Genomic DNA, 26,131 nt, shown 5'->3' with positions numbered 1-26,131 from the left:
CCCTAGATAAACTGGAGTTTCAACACATGGCTCGCGTAACTGTAGAAGACGCCGTAGAACAAATCGGCAACCGTTTTGATATGATCCTGGTTGCGGCGCGTCGTGCTCGCCAAATCGCCGTGCAGGGTAAAGACCCTATGGTTGAAGAGATGAACGACAAGCCAACGGTTATCGCCCTGCGTGAAATCGAACTAGGTTTAGTGAATGCTCACACTTTAGATGCTGATGAGCGTCAAACCGTGCGTGAGCGGGAAGCGGCTGAAATTGCAGCTGTTGCCGCCATCGCTGAAGGCCGTTCACTATAAGTCTCATTGAGTCACACCTGTTTGGGTAAAGGAGAGCTGCCACTTGTATCTGTTTGAAGGTCTAAAGGAGTCTGCTTCCGGTTACTTAGAACCTGAACAGGTAGAATTGCTCAAGCAGGCGTACCAAGTTGCGCGTGATGCCCATGAAGGGCAAATGCGCACCAGCGGCGAACCTTATATAACCCATCCGGTTGCGGTCGCCCGCATCCTCGCCGAAATGCGTCTCGACCATGAGACGCTGATGGCGGCATTGCTGCACGACACCATCGAAGATACCTATGTCACCAAAGAAGATTTAGCCGAGCGATTTGGTGAATCTGTTGCTGAATTGGTTGAAGGGGTGTCTAAGCTCGACAAGCTGAAATTTCGCGATAAGAAAGAAGCCCAAGCGGAAAACTTTCGCAAAATGATGATGGCAATGACGCAGGATATCCGCGTTATTCTCATCAAGCTTGCCGACCGCACCCACAATATGCGCACCTTAGGCGCACTGCGTCCTGACAAACGCCGTCGTATTGCCCGTGAAACCCTAGAGATTTACGCGCCGATTGCCAACCGACTCGGTATTCACAATATCAAGACTGAGTTAGAGGATTTAGGTTTTCAAGCCTACTATCCCATGCGCTATCGGGTACTAAGGGAAGTGGTAAAAGCGGCTCGAGGCAACCGTAAAGAGCTCATACAAGGTATTGAGGCCGCGGTACTCACCCGCTTAAACGATGCGGGCATTAAGGGCAAAGTCAAAGGGCGCGAGAAAAACCTCTACTCCATCTATAACAAGATGCAGAGTAAAGAGCTGCAATTTCAAGAAGTCATGGATATCTATGCCTTCCGCGTGATTGTCGACTCCATCGATACGTGTTATCGCGTGCTCGGTGCGATGCATGGCCTGTATAAACCACGTCCAGGTCGCTTTAAAGATTATATTGCTATCCCAAAAGCCAACGGCTATCAGTCGCTACATACCTCGTTATTCGGTCCCCACGGCGTACCCGTCGAGATCCAAATTCGGACCGAAGATATGGATCAAATGGCCGACAAAGGGGTTGCGGCCCACTGGGCTTACAAAGGCGGTGCCGATGGCCAAGGCACAACAACACAAGTGCGTGCCCGTAAGTGGATGCAAAGCTTGCTGGAACTGCAACAGAGCGCCAGCACCTCCTTCGAGTTTGTAGAGAACGTGAAAACCGAACTCTTCCCCGAAGAGATTTATGTGTTTACTCCAGAAGGTCGCATTTTAGAATTACCGGTTAACGCCACCGCCGTCGACTTTGCCTATGAAGTCCACACCGATGTGGGTAACACCTGCGTTGGTGCCCGTGTTAACCGCCAAGCTTATCCGTTAAGCCAGCCATTAATCTCCGGTCAAACCGTTGAGATCATTACCGCCAAAGGCGCGCGGCCGAATGCCGCTTGGCTTAACTTTGTGGTGACGGGTAAAGCCCGCGCCAAAATCCGCCAAGTGCTCAAGAGCCTAAAAGCTGACGATGCTATCGCCCTTGGCCGCCGCTTGCTTAACCATGCGTTGGGTAAAACCAAACTCGATAGCATTCCAGCCGAGCAGATTGATAAAGTCGTGCGCGATACCAAGCACGCCAATTTAAATTCCTTACTCGCCGATATCGGCCTTGGCAATGCCATGAGCATTGTGATCGCCCAACGTTTGATTGGCGATAATCTTGAGAATCAAGAAAGCCGCGATTCCCACCAGATGCCGATCCGTGGCGCCGAAGGTATGTTAGTCACCTTCGCCAACTGCTGCCGCCCCATTCCGGGTGATGCGGTGATTGCCCACGTGAGCCAAGGCAAGGGCTTGGTGGTGCACATGGAAAACTGCGCTAACATTCGCGGCTATCAGAGCGAGCCAGATAAATATATTCCCGTCCAGTGGGACAATGTCGAAGGTGTTGAATATCAAGCTAATCTGCGGGTGGAAATTGTTAACCACCAAGGCGCGCTGGCCAAAATCACCTCGATTATCGCCGCCGAAGGCTCAAATATTCACAACCTCAGCACCGAAGAACGCGATGGCCGAGTTTATCTGATTAACCTGCGGATTTCGGTAAAAGACAGGATCCATTTAGCTAACGTGATGCGCCGTATCCGGGTACTGCCCGAAGTGCTCCGCACATCCCGTAATCGTTAATCCACTTATTTTAGAGAGAACGTCATGGCAGAAAAAATCATTATCGCGACTGAAAACGCCCCTGCGGCAATTGGCACTTATTCTCAAGCGATAAAAGTGGGCAACACTGTGTATTTATCAGGCCAAATTCCGCTAGTGCCAAGCACAATGCAAATCGTGAGCGATGATTTTGAAGCGCAAGTCGTGCAAGTATTTGAAAACTTAACCGCTGTTTGTACCGCTGCTGGCGGTACTATCAACGATATCGTTAAGCTCAATATCTTCCTCACCGATTTAAGCCACTTCGCCAAAGTGAATGAAATCATGAGCCGTTACTTCAGCCAACCTTACCCAGCTCGCGCCGCTATCGGTGTGAAGCAGCTGCCTAAGGATGCACAAGTCGAAATGGACGGCGTGATGGAGCTGTAAGCTTCCACCGATATGAAAGGCGCTTAGGCGCCTTTTTTATTGCCTAATGCGCCCCGCGACTCCTGCTCTGACCTGTTATTAAGTTCATTTTCATTTCATACTCGCCCATTAGGCTGTTTTGCAGATTTAGTGATTTTACAATCTTGCAAACTATTTGCGCGGCCTCACAAAACTCGCCATACTGGGCACCTATGTTGGGGTGAAAATAACAATAAAGAACAGGGAATTGCCTATGGATAAAGCGATTAAGACGCCAATTGAAATGCTGGCGCACTGGGCGAATACGCGTGGGGATGAGATTTATTTGCGCCAGCCAATCAAGGGGCAATACCTTGATTTCACTTGGAATGAAGTACAAGAAAAAGTCCAACAACTCGCTGGCGCGTTGCGCCATTTAGGCTTAGAGCCGGGCGATAAGATTGCCGTTCTGTCTAAAAACTGTGCCGAATGGTTTATCACCGACCTCGCCCTGATGCACGGTGGCTATATCAGCGTTCCTATTTATCCGACTGCGAATCCAGATACCATTCGCTATGTATTGCAGCATAGTGGGGCTAAAGCGATTGTCCTCGGTAAGCTCGATCATTGGGCCGATCAAGAAGCCGGTGTCGGCGGCGAATTATTGCGCCTTGCTATGCCCTACGACACCATGCCAGCTCAATATCAATGGGAACAATTGCTCAATATGGGCAACCCGTTGATTGAAGCGCCATTACCCGAACCCGATCAGATAATGACGCTGATTTATACCTCGGGCTCAACGGGTCAACCTAAAGGTGCGATTCAAACCTATGCTAGCTATGGTTGGACTTGCCAAGCGGTGGTGCGCGATCTACGTACAGATGGTAAAGATAGATTATTGTCCTACTTACCGTTAGCCCATATTACCGAGCGCGTGGCGATCGAAGGCTCGTCTTTTTATTCCGGCAGTACCGTCGCCTTCGTCGAAAGCTTAGACTCCTTCGTTGCGGATGTGCAGCGCGCTAAACCAACGGTGTTTTTCTCCGTTCCACGGCTGTGGAGCCTGTTCCAAAAGAACATTATCGACAAGATTGGTGTCGGAAAACTCAATCTGCTGCTAAAAATTCCACTGATTAGCAGCCTAGTAAAGCACAAGATCCATAAGGGCTTAGGACTCAACCATTGCCGTTTACTCGGCTCTGGCTCAGCGCCTATTCCGCCCTCAATCATCCACTGGTATCACAGTATTGGGCTGGATATTTGTGAGGCTTGGGGCATGACAGAAAACTGTGCTTACTCCATCATCAACTACCCTTTTGATGCGCGGAAAATCGGCACTGTGGGTAAGCCAGTACAAGATTGCCAAATCCGCCAAGGTGAAGATGGCGAGCTACTCATTAAGAGCCCAGGCCTAATGACCGCCTATTATCTGCAACCTGAAGCCACCGCGGCAGCTTTCGATGCTGATGGTTTCTTCCATACCGGCGATCTCTGCGCCATTGATACCGATGGTTGTGTGACTATCACCGGCCGGGTGAAGGACAACTTTAAAACCGCCAAAGGTAAATACGTCGCCCCAGTGCCCATTGAGCGTAAGCTCGCGCAGGATCCCCATGTGGAGCTGATTTGTGTTATTGGCTCTGGTTTGCCGCACCCTGTAGCCCTAGTGCAACTCTCTGAGGGAGCTAACCTACAAGCCCGTGAAGAAGTACGCGCTTCCCTTAAAGCGACACTCGATAGTGTGAATCCACATTTAGAATCCCACGAACATGTGGATGCCATTGTGGTGGTGAGTGAACCTTGGACCATCGAAAACGATGTATTAACCCCCACACTGAAGATCAAGCGCCACGTGCTTGAGAAAGCCTTTAGCGAAAGGGTGGACGGGATCCGTGGTGCTCAAGTACGCTGGGAAGATGAGTTAGTCGCAAAATAACGTCAAAGCGCACCGTTATGATTAAAGCACGCTCTTCGGCGTGCTTTTTTATGACATATTCTGTCAAAGCAAATTAAAAACACGTATCATGTGCGCCTATCAGCGTAAGGTGATACACCTTAAATTAATTCACTCAATCAGGTTTAACAGAGTCCAAAATGCTTATTGCACTTTCAATTATCGGCGGCTTTATTATTTTAACCTTAGGCGCAGAGGCCTTAGTCCGTGGCGCAAGCTCCATTGCACTTCGTCTTGGGATTACGCCGCTGGTGATCGGCTTAACGATTGTGGCTTTCGGTACCAGCGCACCAGAGCTTGCGGTAAGCGTAAAGTCAGCCTTGGCAGGCAATAGCGGCATTGCACTGGGTAACGTGATTGGCTCTAACATCGCCAACATTGGCTTAATTTTGGCAATTACTGCGCTTATTCGCCCGATCCAAGTTCAATCGCAGATGGTAAAACGGGATATTCCACTGATGATCCTCGCTTCTATGCTGTTTTGGGGATTATTGCTAGATGGCGAACTCAGCCTGACTGACGGCATCATTTTATTATCACTCCTTGTCGGCTACTTGGTTTTCAGCTATTTCAGCGCCAAAAATACTACTGATGCCGATGGTGAAGTGATTGAAGAAGGTCCTAAAAATCCATTGCTTTCAATCGCGTTTATTATTGTCGGCATCGGAATGTTAGTCGGCGGTGGCATTTTATTTGTGAATGGCGCTGTTGATTTAGCCAAAGTATTTGGTGTTAGTGAAGTCATTATCGGCCTGACTATTGTCGCTATCGGTACCAGCATGCCAGAGCTAGTGACCTCGGTTTTAGCGGCACTCAAAGGCGAAAGCGATATTGCTATTGGTAATATCGTTGGGTCAAATATATTTAATATATTAGGTATTCTTGGCGTGACCGCCGTCGTTTATCCTGTATCTGGGCTTGGTTTCCAACCCTTAGACTTTATTGTCATGCTGGCGTTAGCCGTAATCATTTTACCCTTTGCTTGGTCTGGCCTACGAATTGGTCGCCGCGAAGGTGCCACGCTGCTTATTGCTTACTTAGGCTACATGGTTTACCTCGTTAACCAAGCTAGCAGCCAAGCGGTAGTCTAACGATTTACGCGTTCACCTTAGCTTACTAAAACACCGGAGCCACTCCGGTGTTTTGCTATGTAGCCATTAAAGAATGACATTTGTCATGCCTAATTGATGACCTTTGTGCCTGCAATCGTGTCGAGGGATTTCTGATAATGAAGCCGTACCCAAGCAATGGGCAATCTCTTCAATAAGGAAATACCATGAAAACACTTTTACTGCTATCAAGCCTTGCCCTCGCCTGCGTGCCAGCGTTCGCGGCTTCGAACTCTAGCCCCAATATCGCTGAGGCAGAGAAAGCGGCTAACACACTGAATATTGATAAATTGCAACAGCTCAGCACTGCCACTCAAGATTACGAGGCGGCTTATGCCAACTATCGTTTAGCCATCAGCGCCAATGTGATGGGACAAAAAACAATTGCAGATAATGCCTTAGCTTCGGCTCAAGCGAGCTTAGAAATCTTAACCAACAGTCAAGCCGATGCGGAATCCCTCGCGCTATTATCATCCGTGTATGGTATGCAAATCGCCTTGGATAACAGCAAAGGCGCTGAGCTTGGGATCAAATCCGCTAACGCCATTGCTCAGGCCGAACAGCTGGCACCGCTTAATCCGCGGGTCGCATTAGTGAAAGCGATTGCCGCCTATAATACGCCAGCAATGTTTGGGGGCAGCATGCAAGTTGCCAAGACGCTCGCCAGCAGCGCCATTGAGCGATTTAATCAACCTTGCGAGAACATTTGCTGGGGTGAGGCCGAAGCTTACACTTGGCGCGGACTGGCCAAACAAGAATTGGGGGATATCCAAGGCGCGATGGAAGATTGGCAACAGGCACTGCAAGTGGAAAAAGATTATGGTTGGGCTAAGTTTTTACTTCAGAAAAATCAGCAAATAAGTGCAAAATAACCCCAGAAAAGGCGAAAGGATTGGCTAATGTTTACGGCCAATCCTACTCTCAGCAGCCGCAAAATGGATCTTAGGCGAAGCGATATGACAAATAACCCCCTACAACTTGAACGAAAGCTCGCATGGGTGTACTTAATAAACCTCGCGTTTTATCTGATACCGCTGTTTATTACGCCTTATCCTAGCTGGCAAATTATCTTAATTTTAGCCGTGCTGGTTCCCTTTATTTACTGCTATTTTGGGACCTATCGCAGTAATTTCCGCAGCGCCCATCGGCCTATTATCGGCATGTTAGTACTTGCTATAGCCATTACCCCTATTAATCCCGGGTCCATCTCACTCTTTACCTTTGCCAGTTTCTTTATTGGTTTCTTTTATTCCTTTAGAGTTAGCTTGTTATGCTGGCTCGGGATACTAGTTACACTGTTCTTGCTCAACTACGTTAGTCAATTCAATAGCTACTATTTTCCAATGTACGGCTCAGCCTTAGTATTAGGGGTTGGTATGCTCGGTAAAGCAGAGCGAAGACGTTACCAGCATAGATTGAAGGAGCGACAAAGCGCCAAAGAGATCAGCACCTTAGCCACTATGGTTGAACGGGAGCGTATCGCCAGAGACTTGCACGATATTATGGGGCACAGTTTGTCATCGATTGCGCTAAAGGCTGAATTGGCCGAAAAACTACTGGCGAAACAAGAATATCAACTTGCAACGACTCAACTACAAGAGCTAGGACAAATTGCGCGGGAAAGCTTGAGCCAAATAAGGCATACCGTCTCAGACTATAAACACAAAGGCTTAGCAAGTTGCATCACCCAGCTATGTCATTCACTCAGGGACAAAGGCATCTACGTTGAGTTAATTGGTGAATTACCAAAACTGCCCGCCAGAACAGAAAGCCAACTTGTGCTGATTTTAACTGAACTCGTGAATAATATTTTGCGCCACAGCAACGCGAGCCAATGCAGCATTCAATTTAGTGAGCAGGCAAATACCCTTAATGTCGAGGTTAAAGATAATGCCTTAGCAAGACCTTTTGTCGAAGGAAATGGGCTCACAGGTATCCGTGAACGTCTCGATAGCCTCGGAGGTCATTTCAGTTATAATCTTGAGCAGGGATATGCCTTTAGCGTTACTTTACCTTTGCAGGGAGCAACAGATTAATGAAGATTCTATTGGCAGAAGATCAAGCCATGGTGCGCGGCGCACTAGCGGCACTGCTAACCCTTGCTGGCGGTTTTACCATTACTCAAGCCAGCGATGGCGACGAAGCGTTAACCCTTCTCAAACAACAGCATTTTGACCTGTTACTGACGGATATTGAAATGCCGGGACGAACAGGTTTGGAGCTAGCCGCTTGGCTAAAGGAGCAACATAGCCAAACCAAAGTGGTGGTGATCACAACTTTTGGCCGCGCGGGTTACATTAAACGCGCTATCGAAGCGGGTGTCGGTGGATTTTTGCTAAAAGATGCGCCCTCAGAAACCCTCGTCAGTTCAATTCAACAAGTGATGGCGGGTAAACGCGTTATCGATCCTGAGTTAGCCATGATGGCAATTGGCGATGTCGACCCCCTCAACGATAAAGAACGCCGCGCCCTACGTTTTGCCAGTGAAGGCAAATCCACCGCAGAGATAGCCGAGATGCTGTTTATTGCCGAAGGCACGGTACGTAACTATTTATCCGAAGCCATTGCCAAACTCAATGCGAGCAACCGAATCGATGCCGCCCGCATTGCCAAACAAAAAGGTTGGTTATAGCTCAGCTAGTTGTCATAAATGCAGTAAATGCGCTCGAATTTACCCAATGCGAGATCGTCTCGGTGGATAATAAAATTCAACTGCATTGAGTGCTCACTATAGACGACTTTAAGCAGCACCAGATAATCTTCAGCATTGCCGCCTAATTCAGCCGCGGCGTGGAGTTCGGGGGCTTTATAGCGGCTATCACCATGACCATTAATGCTGGCGATACCATTGTAATACGGCAGCGGCTGCTCGGGGACGAGCAATGCCTGCAAGTTGGATGACTGCCAGTCGGTATTAGCCCATTGCGATTGAGTGAGAATCTGACCAGGGATAAGCCCGTGCTCATTCAATTGTATCAGCTCATAGCCCTTGAGCTGATCTTGCCACTCTGGTACCAATTCATCATCCACAACCTCTATGGCCTCCAGCACCATGGCTTGTTGCGGTTCAGGTAGCGCTTGTAAACGTGCCTTGGCTAACTTTACTAAATGCGGGTTGTCACTATTAATCATGTCAGGGGCAATCATCTTAAGGCTGGCAATCCCCTGAAGTTGATAAGCCGTCTGATACTCATAGTTTGTACATACCGCATCGTCGAACTTAAGTGCGGCAATCGCTTTCCCAGAGTTCAGTTGCTGATCCTCAGCGACATAATAGACATGGCCGCGAAGCATTTCCGAGAATCGCCAGCGCTCTAAAAAGAATAACAATCGCCCTTCTCGGGGCAAATAAGATTGCAACGCCTTCAGTTCGCTACAATTGATTTGTGCGATAAATTGCATCGGCACACGGAAGGCCTGCGCCGCCTCGTCCCAGTCCCAATCTTGCGACCACCCATAATGCTCCTCGATATACTCGCGAGTATGCTCGAATTCCTCAGCGTAAGCATCCAGCATCGCCTCCCTTCCGACCAAGGTCACCGGATAATCCATCCCTACAGGTAAATCCGGCAATCCACCCAGTCGGCTGTTACCTAACTGGCTATAGTCTTCGTTTGCACAGGGATAGAGATCGACACTACTGCGAATAAATGCCGAAAGCGTATGGGCAAGATGCGGGTCTTTAAACTGCGCCAACTTTTGCTCGAGCAGCTGCTGACGAATGGGGGAATTTTCTGCTAACAACATATCCATATTGACCTCACGACTCCAATATTGGCTTTTTATCATTTCTATCAAATATTTGCTATCGCTTAACAGCTCAAATTGCCGAGGCTATCACGCTAACGCTAAAGCCTGAGTCAGCAGCTTGCGGTGCAGTCGGACAGCGATCCTATGAATTGAAAACCCTTAGGCGAATTACTGCTACACTCAAACTCTGCTCAAAAGATCAACAAAAGGATTTGTTTATGGCGATAGCCTGCGTGCATACCCGAGCCAGTTGTGGGGTTGAAGCACCCGAAGTCACGGTTGAAGTCCATCTTAGTAATGGCCTGCCGGCTTTTAATCTGGTGGGTTTGCCAGAAGCCTCTGTCAAAGAAGCCCGCGAGCGGGTACGCAGCGCCTTGATCAATGCGGGATTCGAGTTTCCGATGCGGCGAATAACCGTTAATCTCGCGCCGGCGGATTTACCCAAGCAAGGCGGCCGCTACGATTTACCTATCGCCATCGGCATTTTGGCTGCTTCAGAGCAAATCCCCCACACAAGCCTTAAGGATACCGAATTTGTCGGCGAACTTGCCCTCTCAGGGCAAATCCGCCACTGCCAAGGACTGCTGCCTGCGATCATTGCGGCTAAACGCCATAATAATCAGTTAATTCTGCCCCTCGAGAATCGCCACGACGCTGAGTTAGTTGGCTACCCTAAGGTCTACTTTGGCTCCCATTTGCAAAGTTTAGCGGCCTTTCTCCATGGACAAGCGCCACTTCCCATGTTGGAGCAGCAGCTCGAGTGGATCTCGGATGAGCCAGCGCAGTCCACGCCTTGCCTTAGCGAGGTGATAGGTCAATACCAAGCTAAACAAGCGCTTGAGATCGCCGCTGCAGGCAACCATAACCTATTAATGCTAGGTCCGCCGGGTACTGGCAAAACCATGTTAGCCAGCCGCATGATGGCGCTATTACCTGCACTCAATTATGAAGAAGCCTTAGAAGTGGCTGCAATTCATTCCGTCGCGGGCATCAATATCAAACCTGAGGACTTTCTTAAGCGACCATTTCGCGCGCCACACCATACTTGCTCCTCAATTTCCTTAGTCGGAGGTGGCAGTATTCCTAAGCCTGGCGAAATTTCATTGGCCCATCGCGGAGTATTATTTCTGGATGAAGTCGCTGAATTTCCAAGAAAAGTGCTCGACTGTTTGCGTGAACCTATGGAAACAGGTGAGGTGGTGATCTCCCGCGCGGCGGCAAAACTGACCTTTTTAAGCCGCTTTCAATTGATCGCCGCCATGAACCCCAGCCCGAGCGGCGATATCGACGGCCCCAATCGAGCTACACCCGATCAAATCCAGCGCTATCTCGCCAGGCTCTCTGGCCCGTTTATAGATAGATTTGATCTCACCATCGAAGTCCCCAAACTCCCAGCAGGCACCCTAACGCAACAGTCGACGCAAGGCGAAACCAGCCATCAAATCGCCAAACGAGTAAAATGCGCCCGCGATATTCAACTCGCCAGAGCGGGCGTGCTTAACAGCGAACTATCAGGTAAACAACTTAAGCAATTTAGTGGTATCAATGAGGCTGACCTAGTTTTTTTAGAACAGAGTGTCGTCAAGTTAGGATTATCCGTGCGCAGCTTTCATCGCATTCAACGGGTTGCCCGCACCATTGCCGACCTTGAGCAGGCCCCCAATACCGAAAGGCGCCACCTCGCCCAAGCCTTAGGTTATCGGGCTATGGATAAATTATTGGCCCGTTTATCCCAACAGTATTGAGACTCGAAATGTTAACAAATGCCCCGACCAGCCGCCCTAAGATTGAGCCAAACGCCGACACCGAGTAACATAGGCCTCCAATTTTTATCAGGGGGCGCCAATGGGGACGTTGTTTTCACAATTAAAAGGCTGCATAGCTTTCTTAGGCTATGTCGTGAATACGCTGTTTTGGGTTGTACCCATTGTTCTGGGCAGCTTCATTAAACTTATTCCTTTGCCTGTGTTGAGAACGGCGACGAGCTATTTTCTCGACTTTTGCGCCAGCGCTTGGATAAGCGTCAATGGGGTGATTGAACGTGTGCTGCACCCAGTGCAAATTGAGCTCTCGGGCGATAGCCAATTTTCTACCAAAGAATGGTATATGGTGATCGCTAATCATCAGTCTTGGGTCGATATTTTGATCCTGCAGCGCGTATTTAATCGCCGAATCCCGTTTTTGAAATTCTTCCTGAAACAAGAACTGATTTATGTGCCCGTGTTAGGGCTAGCATGGTGGGCATTAGATTTTCCTTTTATGCGCCGCTATAGCACAGCACAACTTAAAAAGAACCCAAAACTCAAGGGCAAAGATATCGAGATCACCCGTAAAGCCTGCGCAAAGTTTAAGACTAAGCCTGTGAGTGTGATGAACTTTGTCGAAGGAACACGCTTTACCAAGGCCAAACATAAAAAACAAAACTCACCGTTCCAACATCTGTTAAAACCTAAAGCGGGCGGCATGGCCTTTGCGCTATCCGCCATGGGAGAACAGATCCACAAGCTAGTCGATGTCACGATTTACTATCCAGATAGCGTTCCAAGCTATTGGGACTACCTGACAGGCAAGCTGCCAAAGGTTAAAGTACACATAACAGTGAAGGATATTTCGCCGGATATGCGTGGCGATTATATGAATGATCGCGAGTTTAAAATTAGCTTCCAAGAACAATTGAATGAACTTTGGCTCGCTAAAGATCAAGTGATCAGCCAATTGGCTGGGCAAGCGGACCAAGAAGTAAGGTAAAACCTCTATGTTGAATTTTCTCCCCGGCCCAGTGCTGTTTATTCTCAGTCTGAGCCTGCTGATCATTAACACCGCCCTTTGGGGAACCTTGGTTTGCCTTGGTGGTTTAGTGAAAATGTTGATGCCAGCTCAAGGCGCACGCAATGCAGTGACCGGACTGATGAATCGTTTTATGTGGGCATGGGCAACCTGCAATGGTGGCATTTTGTATTTGATTGCCAAAATCGAGTGGGATGTTGAAGGACTTGAAGGGCTCAATAAAAACAGCTGGTACTTGCTAATCAGTAACCACCTCAGTGGCTTTGATATTGCCGCGCAAACTTACCTGCTGCGTAACCATATCCCCATGTTGAAATTCTTCCTCAAAAAAGAGCTGATCTATGTCCCTATTATGGGCCTAGGTTGCTGGGCGCTCGATATGCCTTTTATGGACAGAACCAGCCCGGCAAAACTCAAAAAAAATCCGAAACTTAAAGGTAAAGATTTAGCCACCACTCGCCGAGCCTGTGAAAAGTTTAAAAATATGCCCACATCAATTATCAACTACGTTGAGGGCAGCCGCTTTACCGAAGATAAACGCCAGCGCCAAGATTCACCTTACCGTCATTTACTCCGGCCTAAAGCAGGTGGTATTGCCTTTACACTTTCCGCTATGGGTGAGCAATTTACTAACCTACTGGATGTGACGGTAGTGTATCCGGATGCGCCAGACGATGTGTTATTTGGCGTAATGAACGGCAAAGTACGCAAGATTATTGTACGGGTGCGAGCCTTGCCAGTACCGCAGGTCGACGCTACTCGCTACTTTTCAGAATCGGAATATCGGGTCGAGTTTCAGCGTTGGTTAAACCAAGTTTGGGCGGAAAAAGATGATCAAATTGCTGCACTCTTGCAGCAACATCAGCAGCTAACGGATAGTGCCACCAGCACCCACACACAGCTTCACTAATACAGATTAACGAATACAGATTCACTAACGTAAGTGAGTCGATAGCGGGTTAGGCTTACCTAGCCCACTTATTCGACCTCAAGTTGTGCCAGCCTCATTGCCGCTTCTGCTAATTCCGTTTCATTAAACACACTCATACCTGCCGCTAGCAGAAGTTCGGCCGTCATTCCCCGCCCTGCAATTAAATGCTTACTGAAACTGCCATCATAAATGTGCTGATTGCCACAGGAAGGACTACGCGCCTTTAAAATCGCTATCTTAATGCCTTGCTCCTGAGCCAAAGCAAGCGCCTTTTGTGCTCCCAACCTAAAAGCCGCTGTTACATCTTCACCCTGCGCCGTTAGCACTAGATCGCCAACACGCTCGGCCACAGGCCTTGGTGTGGGTAATCCGCCCGCGCATTCAGGGCAAAACGCCACTATCCGCCCTTCTCGTTGCCATCGCTGCATCCACTCGTCTTGCAGCAGATTATGACCGCCGTCATAACGTACCGCCTGCCCAAGCAAACAACTGCTAATGAGGATTTTCTCCATATTGTCCCCCGATGCATTAACCCTATGAGTGCCGACCAATACTTCCTCTGCATTGTACTCAATAAGTCGCAATGGGGTAAAAGCTGTGTTTGATCGCACCATCTGACATCACTCAACACCAAAATTGTCGACAATCACCAATTACGCAATAGAGAAGATAAAATTATCAAAATCAAATAAAATACAAAATAACAAATAAATACAACAACTAATAATTAAAACACCAGAAATGTAGACTTACGTCTAAGTAAACATATTGTTGACAATGGCATTTAACGGGACTATTTTTTACTCATTGTCGACAATCCAGCAATCAACGAGTGATGCGCAGTATGTTGAAGCAAGAGACCATATTCCCAACAGATGACACCCCAAGCTCTGTGGCTCATGCCGCAACCAGCTCAACAACGAAGGTGAAATCCCTAGCCAGCGAAAAATCGTCGACCACCTTAGCCGATCAAATTTTGGTGCAAATACAAACCAGCATCATCAAAGGCGAACTGCCTGCGGGCAGTAAGATCAACGAGCAAGCCCTCGCCGAAAAATACGGCATCAGCCGCGGCCCGACCCGTGAGGCGCTGCAAACCTTAGAAAGACAACGTCTCGTAGTCCGTGCGCCCCATGTGGGTGCCCGTGTTGCTCAACTCACAGTGAGCGAGTTAAACGATTTATATCAATTGCGTAGCGTGCTCGAAGGCATGGCCTGCGAACTTGCGGCCAGCCGTATTACCCCAGAACAATTAGCCAAGTTAGAAGACTTACTCGCGGTGCAAGAAACCGCGCTGGCCAATGGCGATACCTATTTCCAAGAGGAAGGTGATGTCGACTTCCATTATCAAATCATCCAAGCCAGCGGCAATAAACATCTGCAAGAAACCTTAATTGGCGGGCTTTATCATCTGCTGCGGATGTATCGCTATCAGTGCACCAATAAGAACCGCCCAGTAAAAGCCATTGCCGAACACAGACGCATAGTCGAAGCCATTGCCCAGCGTGATGGTGAACTCGCTAGCCTGTTGATGCGTCGCCATATTGAGCAAGGCCGTAAAAATACCGAATTACGCTTGATTGAATTACAAGCTAACGCCGCCGCGAAAGAAACTTTAGCCAATATCAGCTAAGTCGCAGCCCATAAGCATCGAATACTGATCATTCAGTACTTTTTAATTGGATAAGGACAAGACCATGACCCAAAGCGCAGGATTACGTTTTCGCCAAGCTCTTGCTAACTCAAAACCCTTACAAATCGTTGGCACCACCAATGCGTATTTCGCCTTGATGGCGGAACAAACCGGTTTCCAAGCCCTGTATCTATCGGGCGCAGGCGTCGCAAACGCCTCCTACGGTCTACCTGATTTAGGCATGACCTCGATGAATGATGTGCTAATCGATGCCGGTCGTATCACCTCGGCAACTCAACTGCCACTGCTAGTCGATATCGACACCGGTTGGGGCGGCGCCTTCAACATCGCCCGCACCATTAAAGAGTTTGAGAAAATCGGTGTAGCTGCCGTGCACATGGAAGACCAAGTGTCGCAAAAGCGTTGTGGCCACAGACCCAATAAAGCGGTCGTCAGTACCGAGGAAATGGTTGACCGTATCAAGGCCGCCGTCGATGCCCGTACCGATCCTAACTTTGTGATCATGGCGCGTACCGATGCGGTTGCCGTTGAAGGTTTAGAAGCGGGTATCGAACGTGCAAAAGCCTATATCGCCGCGGGTGCCGATATGATTTTCGCCGAAGCCTTAACTGAGCTGGACCAATACCGTCACTTCAAAGCCCAAGTTAACGCACCAATTCTGGCGAACATGACCGAATTTGGCCAAACCCAATTGTTCAACAAAGAAGAACTCGCCGAAGCGGGCGCCGACATGGTGCTTTACCCACTCGGCACTTTCCGCGCCGCTAACCAAGCCGCACTGAAAGTGATGCAAGCGCTGATGAATGATGGTCATCAACGCAATGTCTTAGACACTATGCAGACCCGTACGGATTTGTATAAGTACTTGGGCTACCACGCCTTTGAAGACAAGTTAGATCAATTATTTAGCCAAGATAAGTAAAAGATAAGTACAGACCATGGACGTCAGTAGAAGCTTAGGCTTCGCGTTGTTACTGATACCCAGATGCGAGAGCCGTGACCTCAAATAACGGCTCCTGCATCACCGATATGCTGCAACCCTACATAAGGCTAAAACTCTGTATTTAGTCAACATTTATGCAGCTTTAACCAAAAAGGTAGACGGCTAATATTGAGCCTGTCTGCAATAACCATAGCGTTAACGGAAGGGAAGAATTATGTCAGACGCAAAAAAATTAAGTGGTGCTGGATTACGTGGCCAGAGCGCGGGTGAGACTGCACTAAGTACTGTAGGTGTATCGGGTAGCGGCCTGACCTACCGCGGTTACGATGTAAAAGATCTGGCCGAAAACGCCACCTTCGAAGAAGTCGCCTACCTGATCCTTTACGGTGAGCTGCCCACCACAGCACAACTCGAGGCCTATAAGACCAAACTTAAGGGCATGCGCGGCCTGCCACAGGCATTAAAAGAAGTGTTAGAGCGCATCCCTGCCGACGCCCATCCAATGGATGTCATGCGTACCGGTTGCTCTATGCTGGGTAACCTCGAAGCCGAGCACAACTTTAGCGAGCAAAGCCAAATTGCCGATCGTTTATTGGCGGCCTTCCCATCTATCATCTGCTACTGGTATCGCTTTAGCCACGATGGCGTACGCATCGACACCGAAACCACCGATGAGCAAATCGGCGCTCATTTCTTACACCTGCTACACGGCAAAGCCCCATCGGCGCTGCACGCTAAAGTAATGGACGTTTCGTTAATTCTGTATGCAGAGCATGAGTTTAACGCTTCAACCTTTACCGCTCGTGTGTGTGCATCGACCCTGTCGGACATGCATTCTTGCGTAACTGGCGCAATCGGTTCACTACGTGGCCCACTGCATGGCGGCGCCAACGAAGCGGCGATGGAGCTCATTCAAGACATGAAAGACGAAGCCGATGCCCGCGATGTGCTGATGGGTAAACTCGAGCGCAAAGAAAAGATTATGGGCTTTGGTCACGCTATCTACCGTGATTCAGATCCTCGTAACGCCATCATCAAAGAATGGTCAGAAAAACTGGCCGCAGATTATGGCGATGATCGCCTCTACCGCGTATCGGTCGCCTGTGAAGCCCTGATGTGGGAACAGAAAAAACTCTTCTGTAACGCCGACTTCTTCCATGCCAGTGCTTACCACTTCATGGGCATTCCAACCAAGCTATTTACCCCAATCTTCGTTTGTTCACGGGTAACGGGTTGGGCAGCACATGTGATGGAGCAGCGTTCAAACAACCGCATTATTCGTCCAAGTGCCGACTATGTGGGTGTATCACCACGCAAAGTGGTACCCATTGCCAACCGTTAAGCAAAACTGACCACACTTAGCGCGAGACTTCACTCAATGTGCGTCTCGCGCCAACTTCATTTTCCGAAATGGATGATGTTATGAGCACTGTTATGAACACCCAATATCGCAAGCCTTTACCCGGCACAGCACTCGACTATTTCGATACCCGCGAAGCCATTGAAGCCATTGCCCCCGGCGCCTATGCGAAATTGCCTTACACCTCGCGCGTGTTAGCGGAAAACTTAGTGCGTCGCTGCGAGCCGCAGGCGCTTACCGACTCGCTAAAACAAATTATTGAATCAAAACAGGAACTGGATTTCCCATGGTTCCCTGCGCGTGTAGTGTGCCACGATATTTTGGGCCAAACCGCGCTGGTAGACTTAGCGGGGCTGCGTGATGCGATTGCCGCTAAGGGAGGCGATCCTGCCCAGGTTAACCCAGTGGTTCCGACCCAGCTGATTGTCGACCATTCCCTAGCTGTGGAATATGGTGGTTTCGATAAGGATGCCTTTGCGAAAAACCGCACCATCGAAGATAGACGCAACGAAGACAGATTCCACTTTATCAACTGGACTCAAAAAGCTTTTAAAAACATCGATGTGATCCCACAGGGCAACGGCATCATGCACCAAATCAACCTGGAGCGTATGTCACCCGTGATCCATGCTCGCGATGGCGTGGCCTTCCCCGATACTTTAGTCGGCACCGACAGCCATACGCCACACGTAGATGCGCTGGGTGTTATCGCCATTGGTGTGGGTGGTCTTGAGGCCGAAAGCGTGATGCTGGGCCGCGCCTCATACATGCGTCTACCCGACATTATCGGCGTTGAGCTAACAGGCAAACCTCAGCCGGGTATCACTGCAACCGATATCGTGCTGGCCTTGACCGAATTTTTACGCGCCCAAAAGGTGGTTTCTTCTTATTTAGAGTTCTTCGGCGAAGGCGCTGAGGCCTTAACCCTTGGGGATCGCGCAACCATCTCGAACATGACGCCAGAATTTGGTGCCACGGCCGCCATGTTCTATATCGACCAACAAACGCTAGACTACCTAACCCTCACGGGTCGTAGCGATGAGCAAGTTAAATTGGTTGAGACCTATGCCAAGACCACAGGTTTGTGGAGCGATGATCTCAAGCAGGCCGAGTACCCACGTACCCTGCATTTTGATCTATCATCGGTAGTGCGTACCATTGCTGGCCCATCGAATCCCCATGCTCGCGTTCCGACTTCAGAGTTGGCCGCGCGCGGCATCAGCGGCGTGGTTGAAAACGAGCCAGGCTTAATGCCAGATGGTGCCGTGATTATTGCGGCCATCACTAGCTGCACCAACACCAGTAACCCACGTAACGTGATTGCAGCAGGCCTGCTGGCACGTAACGCCAATGCCAAAGGCTTAAGTCGCAAACCTTGGGTTAAAACCTCACTCGCCCCTGGCTCTAAGGCGGTACAACTGTATTTAGAAGAAGCCAACTTGCTGCCAGAGCTTGAGTCATTAGGCTTCGGTATTGTCGGTTTCGCCTGCACCACCTGTAACGGCATGAGCGGCGCCCTCGACCCGGTTATCCAGCAGGAAGTGATCGACCGCGATCTGTACGCCACCGCCGTATTATCCGGTAACCGTAACTTCGACGGCCGTATTCACCCTTACGCTAAGCAAGCCTTCCTCGCATCGCCACCGTTAGTGGTGGCCTATGCGATTGCGGGCACCATTCGTTTCGATATCGAGAAGGATGTGTTAGGCCTAGATAAAGATGGCAAGCCCGTTCGCTTAATCGATATTTGGCCAACGGATGCCGAAATCGATGCTGTGATTGCGGCAAGCGTGAAGCCAGAGCAGTTCCGCAAAGTCTACGAGCCGATGTTCGACCTGAGCGTCGACTATGGCGATAAGGTCAGCCCACTGTACGACTGGCGTCCACAATCGACCTATATCCGCCGCCCACCTTATTGGGAAGGTGCATTAGCGGGCGAGCGCACCCTCAAGGGCATGCGTCCACTGGCGGTATTAGGTGACAACATCACCACAGACCATTTATCGCCCTCGAACGCGATTATGATGGACAGCGCGGCGGGCGAATACCTGCACAAGATGGGCCTGCCAGAGGAAGACTTTAACTCCTACGCGACCCACAGGGGCGACCACTTAACGGCCCAGCGTGCGACCTTCGCCAACCCTAAACTCAAAAACGAGATGGCAATTGTCGATGGCAAGGTGAAGCAAGGCTCACTGGCGCGTATCGAGCCAGAAGGCCAAGTGACCCGCATGTGGGAAGCCATTGAAACCTATATGGATCGCAAACAACCGCTGATTATTATCGCTGGCGCTGACTATGGTCAGGGATCATCCCGTGACTGGGCGGCAAAAGGCGTGCGTTTAGCGGGCGTAGAGGCGATTGTCGCCGAAGGTTTCGAGCGTATTCACCGCACAAACTTAGTCGGTATGGGCGTGTTGCCGCTGGAATTCAAAGCGGGCGAGAATCGCGCAACCTATGGCATCGATGGCACCGAGGTGTTTGATGTTGTTGGCAATATCGCGCCACGTGCAGATCTCACCGTTATCATCACCCGTAAAAACGGTGAGCGTGTCGAAGTGCCTGTGACCTGCCGTTTAGATACCGCAGAAGAAGTGTCTATCTACTCTGCTGGCGGCGTACTGCAACGGTTTGCGCAGGACTTTTTAGAGTCAAATCTGAAGTAAGATTCGCGCTAAAAGGCGGCAATGCCGACAAGCTTGCCGCCTATATCGACACGAACCTTTTCGCTATTCCCCTTGGAGTTAATAGCATGAGTAATAAACTTTTCCCGCCCCAGATTAAAGTGGCTGCAACCTATATGCGTGGTGGCACTAGCAAAGGGGTATTTTTCCGTCTGCAAGATTTACCCGAAGCAGCCCAAGTGCCAGGCCCTCACCGTGATGCACTACTGCTGCGCGTCATTGGCAGTCCCGACCCCTATGGTAAACAGATTGATGGTATGGGCGGCGCAACTTCCAGCACCAGCAAGACGGTTATTCTGTCTAAAAGCAGCCAAGCCGACCACGATGTTGACTATCTGTTTGGCCAAGTGTCTATCGACAAACCCTTTGTGGATTGGAGCGGTAACTGCGGCAACTTGACCGCCGCCGTCGGCGCATTTGCTATTAGCAATGGGCTGATTGATGCTGATCGCATTCCACAAAACGGTGTCTGCACCGTGCGTATTTGGCAGGCCAATATTGCAAAAACCATTATTGCCCATGTGCCGATTACCGATGGCATGGTGCAAGAGACAGGCGATTTTGAGCTCGATGGCGTGACCTTCCCCGCCGCCGAAGTGCAGATCGAATTTATGAACCCCGCCGCTGACGAAGACGGCGATGGTGGCAGCATGTTCCCAACGGGTAATTTAGTGGATGTACTCGAAGTACCTAGTATTGGCAGCTTTAATGCCACCATGATTAACGCGGGTATTCCAACCATCTTTATCAATGCCGAGGACTTAGGTTACTCGGGCACTGAACTGCAAGACGATATCAACAGCGATAATGCCGCTCTTGCCAAGTTTGAGACCATCCGTGCTTATGGCGCCGTACGTATGGGACTTATCACACATATTGATGAGGCCGCATCACGCCAACATACCCCTAAGGTGGCCTTTGTTGCTAAGCCGAAAAACTATGTGTCATCCAGCGGCAAAGCAGTTGCAGCGGAGGAGATCGATCTTCTGGTACGTGCCCTCTCCATGGGCAAATTGCACCATGCGATGATGGGCACAGCCGCCGTAGCGATTGGTACCGCGGCGGCGATTCCCGGCACTTTAGTCAATCTCGCGGCAGGCGGTGGTGAGAAGGAAGCGGTACGTTTTGGCCATCCTTCTGGCACCCTTCGCGTCGGCGCACAGGCCATGCAACAAAACGGCGAATGGACAGTGACTAAAGCCATTATGAGTCGCAGCGCCCGAGTGCTGATGGAGGGTTTTGTACGCGTGCCCACCGTATAAACCCTAACAACTGATTCGCACCTCCAAGTTGATTGATATCACCCTATCAATAGAGTTCAACCAAAGGCCTTGCTTCTCCCCCTTCCGGCAAGGTCTTTTTTTATTTATCTTCCCTGCGAGCTGCAATATGTTGGCATTCGGTAAAAAATGCTAAACTTGCGTTGGTCACAGCGGATATTGATAAAAACACCTTACGCTATATAAATCTGTGAATAAATTAACCATTATTTTAATTTTAAAACTGAGATCGTGTCAGTCTCATTCTTAACGCGACATTCCTAAAGTAACGTTAATAATACCTCCCAAAATTGGGGAAAAAGTAGGGAATGATAGGGGTAGCTTTGAGTCAACCAATCCTTAGACTAATCGTTAGCGTGCTCTGCATTCTCAGTTTTGTTGCGGTGCTTCCCGCAGGCTTGGCATTACCGCTTAATGCGGCAAATACACTGCTTAAATTTGAGCATATCCGCAGCGAAGAAGGGTTAAACCAAAACACAATCACCAGCCTATTTATGGACAGTGCTGGCATGCTGTGGATTGGCACTCAAGATGGACTCCATAGCTATAACGGTTACAACTTCAATCTTTTTATCCACTCCCCTAATGATCCTCAAAGCATTTCAGAAAGTTATATCTCGGATATTATCCAAGATGCCCAAGGTTATCTTTGGATAGGTACTTTTAGCCAAGGTATAAATCGGCTCAATTTAAAAACAGGCACCTTTGAACGCATTGGCATAGAACAGGGTCTCACCGATCCCAGGGTCACTAAACTCAATATTGTCGGCAATACGCTGTGGATTGGCACTCAAAGTGGCTTGTTTTTTTTTTCCACAAGAACAAAACGCTTAAGCCAAGTTTCACTAGGAACCAGCATTGAACCCTATATCACCAGTCTTGCCAATGTTGATAACACCTATTTACTCGCAGGAACCAGGGATAATGGTACCTTTGCAGTAAGTGCAAATACGATTACGCGGCTGAATGTGCCGCAGGACGTGATTGCTTATCAGATTAAAGCCAATTCAAGTCGAGCAATTAGCTTAGCGCTTGGTAATCAGCTCTGGCACTATGATCTGACCACTCAACAAGGGACTATCGTCTGGCAAGCAGAAAATAATGTTCCCTATATCAAAGATTTTGTTCAAACATCCCAAGGACAATTCTGGGTCGTCGGACCTGAAGCTGGTTTAATACAATTAGAAAGAGAGGCAGATCAATTCGTTGCCACTTATCATAAATTTGATCCCAAACGTACAAACAGTATCAGTGAAAACAATATCTTATCCCTGCTAGAAGATCCTTTTGGCAATCTATGGCTCGGCGCGAGTTATTCTGGATTGAATAAGATCAACACTCGCCGTCAATATTTTCAGCATCTGTTTGAATATACGACCGAATTACCTCAACAGAGCAATAATGTCCGTAGCCTTTACCGCAGCCAAGATCAGGCACTGTGGATAGGAACAGAAGGCGCGGGCCTTAAGCGGTTAGCACGAAATAGTAAAACATATGAAAACTACAGCACTTTTTTTGCCAAGGCATTAGGGTTAGGGACTCAATACTTAAACCTCACTCTGCGCTCGATTATTCAAGATAAGCAAGGCGTCCTCTGGTTTGCCAGTAACTATGGACTAGGGCGTCTGGCTCCAAACGGTGAATTTAGCCTACTCAATGTTGCAGATAGCAAAGACACCTCAGCAGAAGCGAACTATATCCGCAGTCTAGAGTTAGATGATCAAAATAGGCTTTGGGTAGCGACATCCCATGCGCTATATCGGAAATCCACTGTAAATGATGAATTTACGCCTGTTTCGCTAACAGGCATTGAAAATTTTCATCCTACACAAAACCTGTTACTCACCCTTAGGGCCAATAATAATATTCTGTGGATTGGTTCGCTCAATGGACTAGTAAAATTAGATATGCAAACAGGGCATGGCGACGTTTTTTACCATGACCCCCATGACAAAAACAGCATTATCAATAACCGCATTAGGGATATCTTAGTCGCAAATAATGGTGATGTTTGGTTTGCGACCCACGGTGGCATTAGTCGGCTATCGTATCAAACCTTATTGCCCATTTTTAGTAATTATACCCGTGAACAAGGTCTACCTAGCGATACGATTTACGCTCTGCTGGAGGACGATGAGCATCATATTTGGTTCAGTAGCAATGCCGGTATTGGAAAATTAAACCCTACCAATAACAAAATTATCAATTTCAACGAACAGGAAGGCTTACAGGCACTGGAATTTAACGGTGGTGTAAAGCTTAAAGACAGTGATGGTGATCTCTGGTTTGGCGGAATTAATGGCATCAATCGCTTTAACCCTAAAATCCTACCTGACAAAAGGGGTGAAGCGAAGGTAGCACTCACAGCATATAAAATTGCCGGCCAAAAACAGACGATTTTAGATCTGAGTCATCCGCCGAAAATCGTAATGAACTACGCAGATCAATTAGTTAGCTTTGAAATCACCTCACTGGATTTTAGCTATACAGGAAAAAACCGCTTTAGTTATTTCCTCGAAGGATTTGATAACCATTGGCACGATTTACCGACAGGCAATGAAATCACCTTCACTAATATCGATCCAGGCAACTACGTGCTCCATGTGCGCCATTCACTTGAATACAACCGTCAAGGTGACTATACGCTATTGGTCGATTTAACCGTCAATGCACCTTTTTATCGCACTGAATTGGCCTATGCGCTTTATATTCTACTGACACTGACTCTACTGATATGGATAGTAAAATGGCGCAAACAAAAACGTCGCCAACAACAAGAGTTTGAAACTAGCATTCGTGCATCTGAAGAACGGCTTAAACTGGCGCTTTGGGCTTCGGGCGACGGGATGTGGGACTGGAATATCCAAGAACAACAGGTTTACCGGACGCATACAGATATACCTGTCCCTCAATGGAACCGTCACCATCTACTGCACGACAATGCTCATCCTGAAGATAGGGAAAGATTTAGGCACGAGTTAGCCGAACACCTACAAGGACGCACTCCCTTCTTTGAAGTGGAATACCGCATTGAGCATTCGCCCAACAAATGGGTTTGGATCCTTGAGCGGGGTAAAGTTGTTGAAGCTAATGGGCAGGGCCATCCCATTCGTATGACGGGCACAACTCGGGATATTACCTCGCGCAAACTGATCGAAAACGAGCTGGTACTCTCCTCGCAAGTGCTTAATAGTATGAATGAAGCCGTCGTGGTGGCAGGATTAGACTATCGAATCCGTTCGGTAAACCCTGCTTTTAGCAATATCACTGGTTATTCAGAGCGGCAGATTAGTGATAAATACTTAATTCACTTAGCCTATAGTAGAAAACAACGGGATCTGTTTAATAGCATTGAACAGCAACTACTACGCCATAAACATTGGGCGGGAGAAATTTGGATCCGCAATAAGGCCCGTAGAGCAATTTTGGTGTGGCTCGAGATAAATCAAGTAATTGACGTAAAAGGTGAAACTAGCCACTTTGTGGCGGTATTTACTGATATTACAGAGCGTAAAAAGGCCGAGGAAGATTTACGTTTCCTCGCAAGCTTTGACACGCTCACAGGGCTGCCTAATCGAACCTTATTCCAAGACCGGCTTAATCACGCGATATCTCAAGCACATAGATCGAATAATATTGTCGCCCTACTGTTTTTAGACCTCGACCGTTTTAAGCACATTAACGACTCTATGGGGCACCACATTGGCGATCTATTACTCAAAGCAGTGGCCCATAGGCTGCAAAATGCCGTCCGCGAAGGAGATACCGTAGCCCGCTTAGGTGGTGATGAATTTACTATTATTCTAGAAGGTGTGGCGAAAACTAAAGCGGCGACGTTAATTTCGGAAAAAGTGCTCAAAGCCTTTCAAGCGCCCTTCTTATTAGAGGACAAATCCCTCACGATCTCCACTTCGATAGGTATCAGTCTCTATCCTAATGATGCTGTAGATGTGGATTCGTTAATTAAATTTGCCGATACCGCCATGTACCATGCTAAGGCTCTCGGGCGAAATAACTTTCAGTTTTACACCAATAAACTCAATGAGATGGCGACTCGCCATATGCTGCTCGAAACGGGATTAAAACAAGCAATCGCCCACAATGAGTTAAGCTTGGTGTATCAACCTAAGTTTTGCCTACGCAATGGATCTCTGACAGGGCTTGAAGCACTACTGCGCTGGCAGCATTCAGAATTAGGCCCCATTTCTCCCGCCGAGTTTATTCCCCTCGCGGAAGAAACAGGCATGATCAATCAAATAGGCCATTGGGTGATTAATCACGCTTGCCAACAACTGGCCGAATGGAATGAGTTAGGTTTTAGCGATATCACCATGGCCGTTAACTTGTCAGCTAGACAGTTAAAGGCCGATATTATCTCAACCATTGAAGTAGCCCTTGCGGTATCAGGACTTCCCGCCCAGGCTCTTGAGTTGGAGCTAACTGAATCGATGATCATGGGCAACCCACAGGAGTCAGTTAATATCCTCTCAAAACTCAAAGCATTAGGCTTAACCATCGCTGTCGACGATTTCGGTACAGGCTATTCAAGTTTGAGTTACCTTAAACGTTTCCCTATCGATACCTTAAAAATTGACCGCGAGTTTGTGCGCGACATAACCAACGACCCCGATGATGCGGCCATTACCAGCGCGATTATTGCTCTCGCCCACAGCCTAGAGTTAAATGTGGTGGCAGAAGGAGTTGAAACTCAAGAACAACTTAACTTCTTGGCGCTGCAAGGCTGTGATCAAGTCCAAGGCTTTCTGCTGAGTAAACCGCTGAGCGCCAAAGATTGCCAAACACTTTTAATACAACAGATACAAAAGCGGCAAGACGAAAAAGAATAAGGCTCCATAATG

General features: G+C 48.6%; 19 protein-coding genes. 17 read left to right on the top strand and 2 right to left on the bottom strand.

Annotated elements, in window-relative coordinates:
• The first annotated feature begins 26 nt into the window (after positions 1-26).
• The 8 genes from rpoZ (at position 27) to L976_RS03555 (ending at position 8,515) form a co-directional block, all read left to right on the top strand.
• Positions 27-305, top strand: coding sequence for a DNA-directed RNA polymerase subunit omega (gene rpoZ / locus L976_RS03590; RefSeq protein WP_007651394.1), 279 nt, complete (start codon positions 27-29; stop codon positions 303-305).
• A gap of 43 nt (positions 306-348) precedes the next feature.
• The gene (gene spoT / locus L976_RS03585) at positions 349-2,451 is read left to right on the top strand and encodes a bifunctional GTP diphosphokinase/guanosine-3',5'-bis pyrophosphate 3'-pyrophosphohydrolase (protein ID WP_047534247.1); all 2,103 of its coding nucleotides are present in this window, start codon (positions 349-351) and stop codon (positions 2,449-2,451) included.
• A gap of 24 nt (positions 2,452-2,475) precedes the next feature.
• Complete coding sequence (locus L976_RS03580; RefSeq protein ID WP_047534241.1) at positions 2,476-2,859, top strand: RidA family protein; 384 nt, start codon at positions 2,476-2,478, stop codon at positions 2,857-2,859.
• Positions 2,860-3,091: 232 nt separating this feature from the next.
• Complete coding sequence (locus L976_RS03575) at positions 3,092-4,756, top strand: AMP-binding protein (protein WP_047534239.1); 1,665 nt, start codon at positions 3,092-3,094, stop codon at positions 4,754-4,756.
• A 158-nt stretch (positions 4,757-4,914) separates the two neighbouring features.
• The gene (locus tag L976_RS03570) at positions 4,915-5,865 is read left to right on the top strand and encodes a calcium/sodium antiporter (RefSeq protein ID WP_037426425.1); all 951 of its coding nucleotides are present in this window, start codon (positions 4,915-4,917) and stop codon (positions 5,863-5,865) included.
• 185 nt (positions 5,866-6,050) lie between these two features.
• Positions 6,051-6,755: a hypothetical protein gene (locus tag L976_RS03565; protein WP_047534236.1), complete on the top strand. Its 705-nt coding sequence runs from the start codon at positions 6,051-6,053 to the stop codon at positions 6,753-6,755.
• Positions 6,756-6,839: 84 nt separating this feature from the next.
• A complete protein-coding gene (locus tag L976_RS03560; RefSeq protein ID WP_047540113.1) occupies positions 6,840-7,919 on the top strand; it encodes a sensor histidine kinase in 1,080 nt (359 codons plus the stop codon).
• Positions 7,919-8,515, top strand: a complete 597-nt coding sequence (locus L976_RS03555) for a response regulator transcription factor (RefSeq protein ID WP_037413708.1) — start codon at positions 7,919-7,921, stop codon at positions 8,513-8,515. Before L976_RS03560 ends, L976_RS03555 begins: the two co-directional genes overlap by 1 nt.
• Positions 8,516-8,520: 5 nt before the next feature.
• Here the strand turns inward: L976_RS03555 and L976_RS03550 are convergent, their stop codons facing one another.
• On the bottom strand, positions 8,521-9,636 hold the full coding sequence (locus L976_RS03550; RefSeq protein ID WP_047534233.1) for a DUF1963 domain-containing protein: 1,116 nt from the start codon (positions 9,634-9,636) through the stop codon (positions 8,521-8,523).
• A 215-nt stretch (positions 9,637-9,851) separates the two neighbouring features.
• Between L976_RS03550 and L976_RS03545 the strand changes: the two genes are divergently transcribed.
• The 3 genes from L976_RS03545 (at position 9,852) to L976_RS03535 (ending at position 13,330) form a co-directional block, all read left to right on the top strand.
• On the top strand, positions 9,852-11,378 hold the full coding sequence (locus L976_RS03545; protein ID WP_047534230.1) for a YifB family Mg chelatase-like AAA ATPase: 1,527 nt from the start codon (positions 9,852-9,854) through the stop codon (positions 11,376-11,378).
• Positions 11,379-11,478: 100 nt separating this feature from the next.
• A complete protein-coding gene (locus L976_RS03540; RefSeq protein ID WP_037413712.1) occupies positions 11,479-12,381 on the top strand; it encodes an acyltransferase in 903 nt (300 codons plus the stop codon).
• Between the two features lie 7 nt (positions 12,382-12,388).
• Positions 12,389-13,330: an acyltransferase gene (locus tag L976_RS03535; protein WP_037431237.1), complete on the top strand. Its 942-nt coding sequence runs from the start codon at positions 12,389-12,391 to the stop codon at positions 13,328-13,330.
• A gap of 68 nt (positions 13,331-13,398) precedes the next feature.
• Here the strand turns inward: L976_RS03535 and L976_RS03530 are convergent, their stop codons facing one another.
• Positions 13,399-13,863, bottom strand: coding sequence for a DUF523 domain-containing protein (locus L976_RS03530; RefSeq protein WP_047540110.1), 465 nt, complete (start codon positions 13,861-13,863; stop codon positions 13,399-13,401).
• A gap of 332 nt (positions 13,864-14,195) precedes the next feature.
• On the opposite strand from L976_RS03530, the gene L976_RS03525 reads away from it, so the two are divergent.
• From L976_RS03525 to L976_RS03500, 6 genes are all read left to right on the top strand, one after another.
• Positions 14,196-14,984, top strand: coding sequence for a GntR family transcriptional regulator (locus L976_RS03525; RefSeq protein ID WP_047540108.1), 789 nt, complete (start codon positions 14,196-14,198; stop codon positions 14,982-14,984).
• A 64-nt stretch (positions 14,985-15,048) separates the two neighbouring features.
• Positions 15,049-15,927, top strand: coding sequence for a methylisocitrate lyase (prpB, locus tag L976_RS03520; RefSeq protein WP_037431229.1), 879 nt, complete (start codon positions 15,049-15,051; stop codon positions 15,925-15,927).
• Positions 15,928-16,162: 235 nt separating this feature from the next.
• Complete coding sequence (gene prpC / locus L976_RS03515) at positions 16,163-17,290, top strand: bifunctional 2-methylcitrate synthase/citrate synthase (RefSeq protein WP_037413722.1); 1,128 nt, start codon at positions 16,163-16,165, stop codon at positions 17,288-17,290.
• Between the two features lie 80 nt (positions 17,291-17,370).
• The gene (gene acnD / locus L976_RS03510) at positions 17,371-19,974 is read left to right on the top strand and encodes a Fe/S-dependent 2-methylisocitrate dehydratase AcnD (protein ID WP_047534226.1); all 2,604 of its coding nucleotides are present in this window, start codon (positions 17,371-17,373) and stop codon (positions 19,972-19,974) included.
• An 86-nt stretch (positions 19,975-20,060) separates the two neighbouring features.
• Entirely contained in the window at positions 20,061-21,254 is a 1,194-nt protein-coding gene (prpF, locus tag L976_RS03505; RefSeq protein WP_047534225.1) for a 2-methylaconitate cis-trans isomerase PrpF, read from the top strand.
• 326 nt (positions 21,255-21,580) lie between these two features.
• Positions 21,581-26,119 carry an EAL domain-containing protein gene (locus L976_RS03500; RefSeq protein WP_047534224.1) on the top strand — a complete coding sequence of 1,513 codons (4,539 nt, stop codon included), beginning with the start codon at positions 21,581-21,583 and terminating at the stop codon, positions 26,117-26,119.
• Positions 26,120-26,131 lie beyond the last annotated feature (12 nt).

Source organism: Shewanella sp. ZOR0012, from assembly GCF_000798835.1.
In the GTDB taxonomy this organism is placed as follows: Bacteria; Pseudomonadota; Gammaproteobacteria; order Enterobacterales; family Shewanellaceae; genus Shewanella; species Shewanella xiamenensis.
This window is presented reverse-complemented; position numbering and strand designations above follow the sequence as displayed.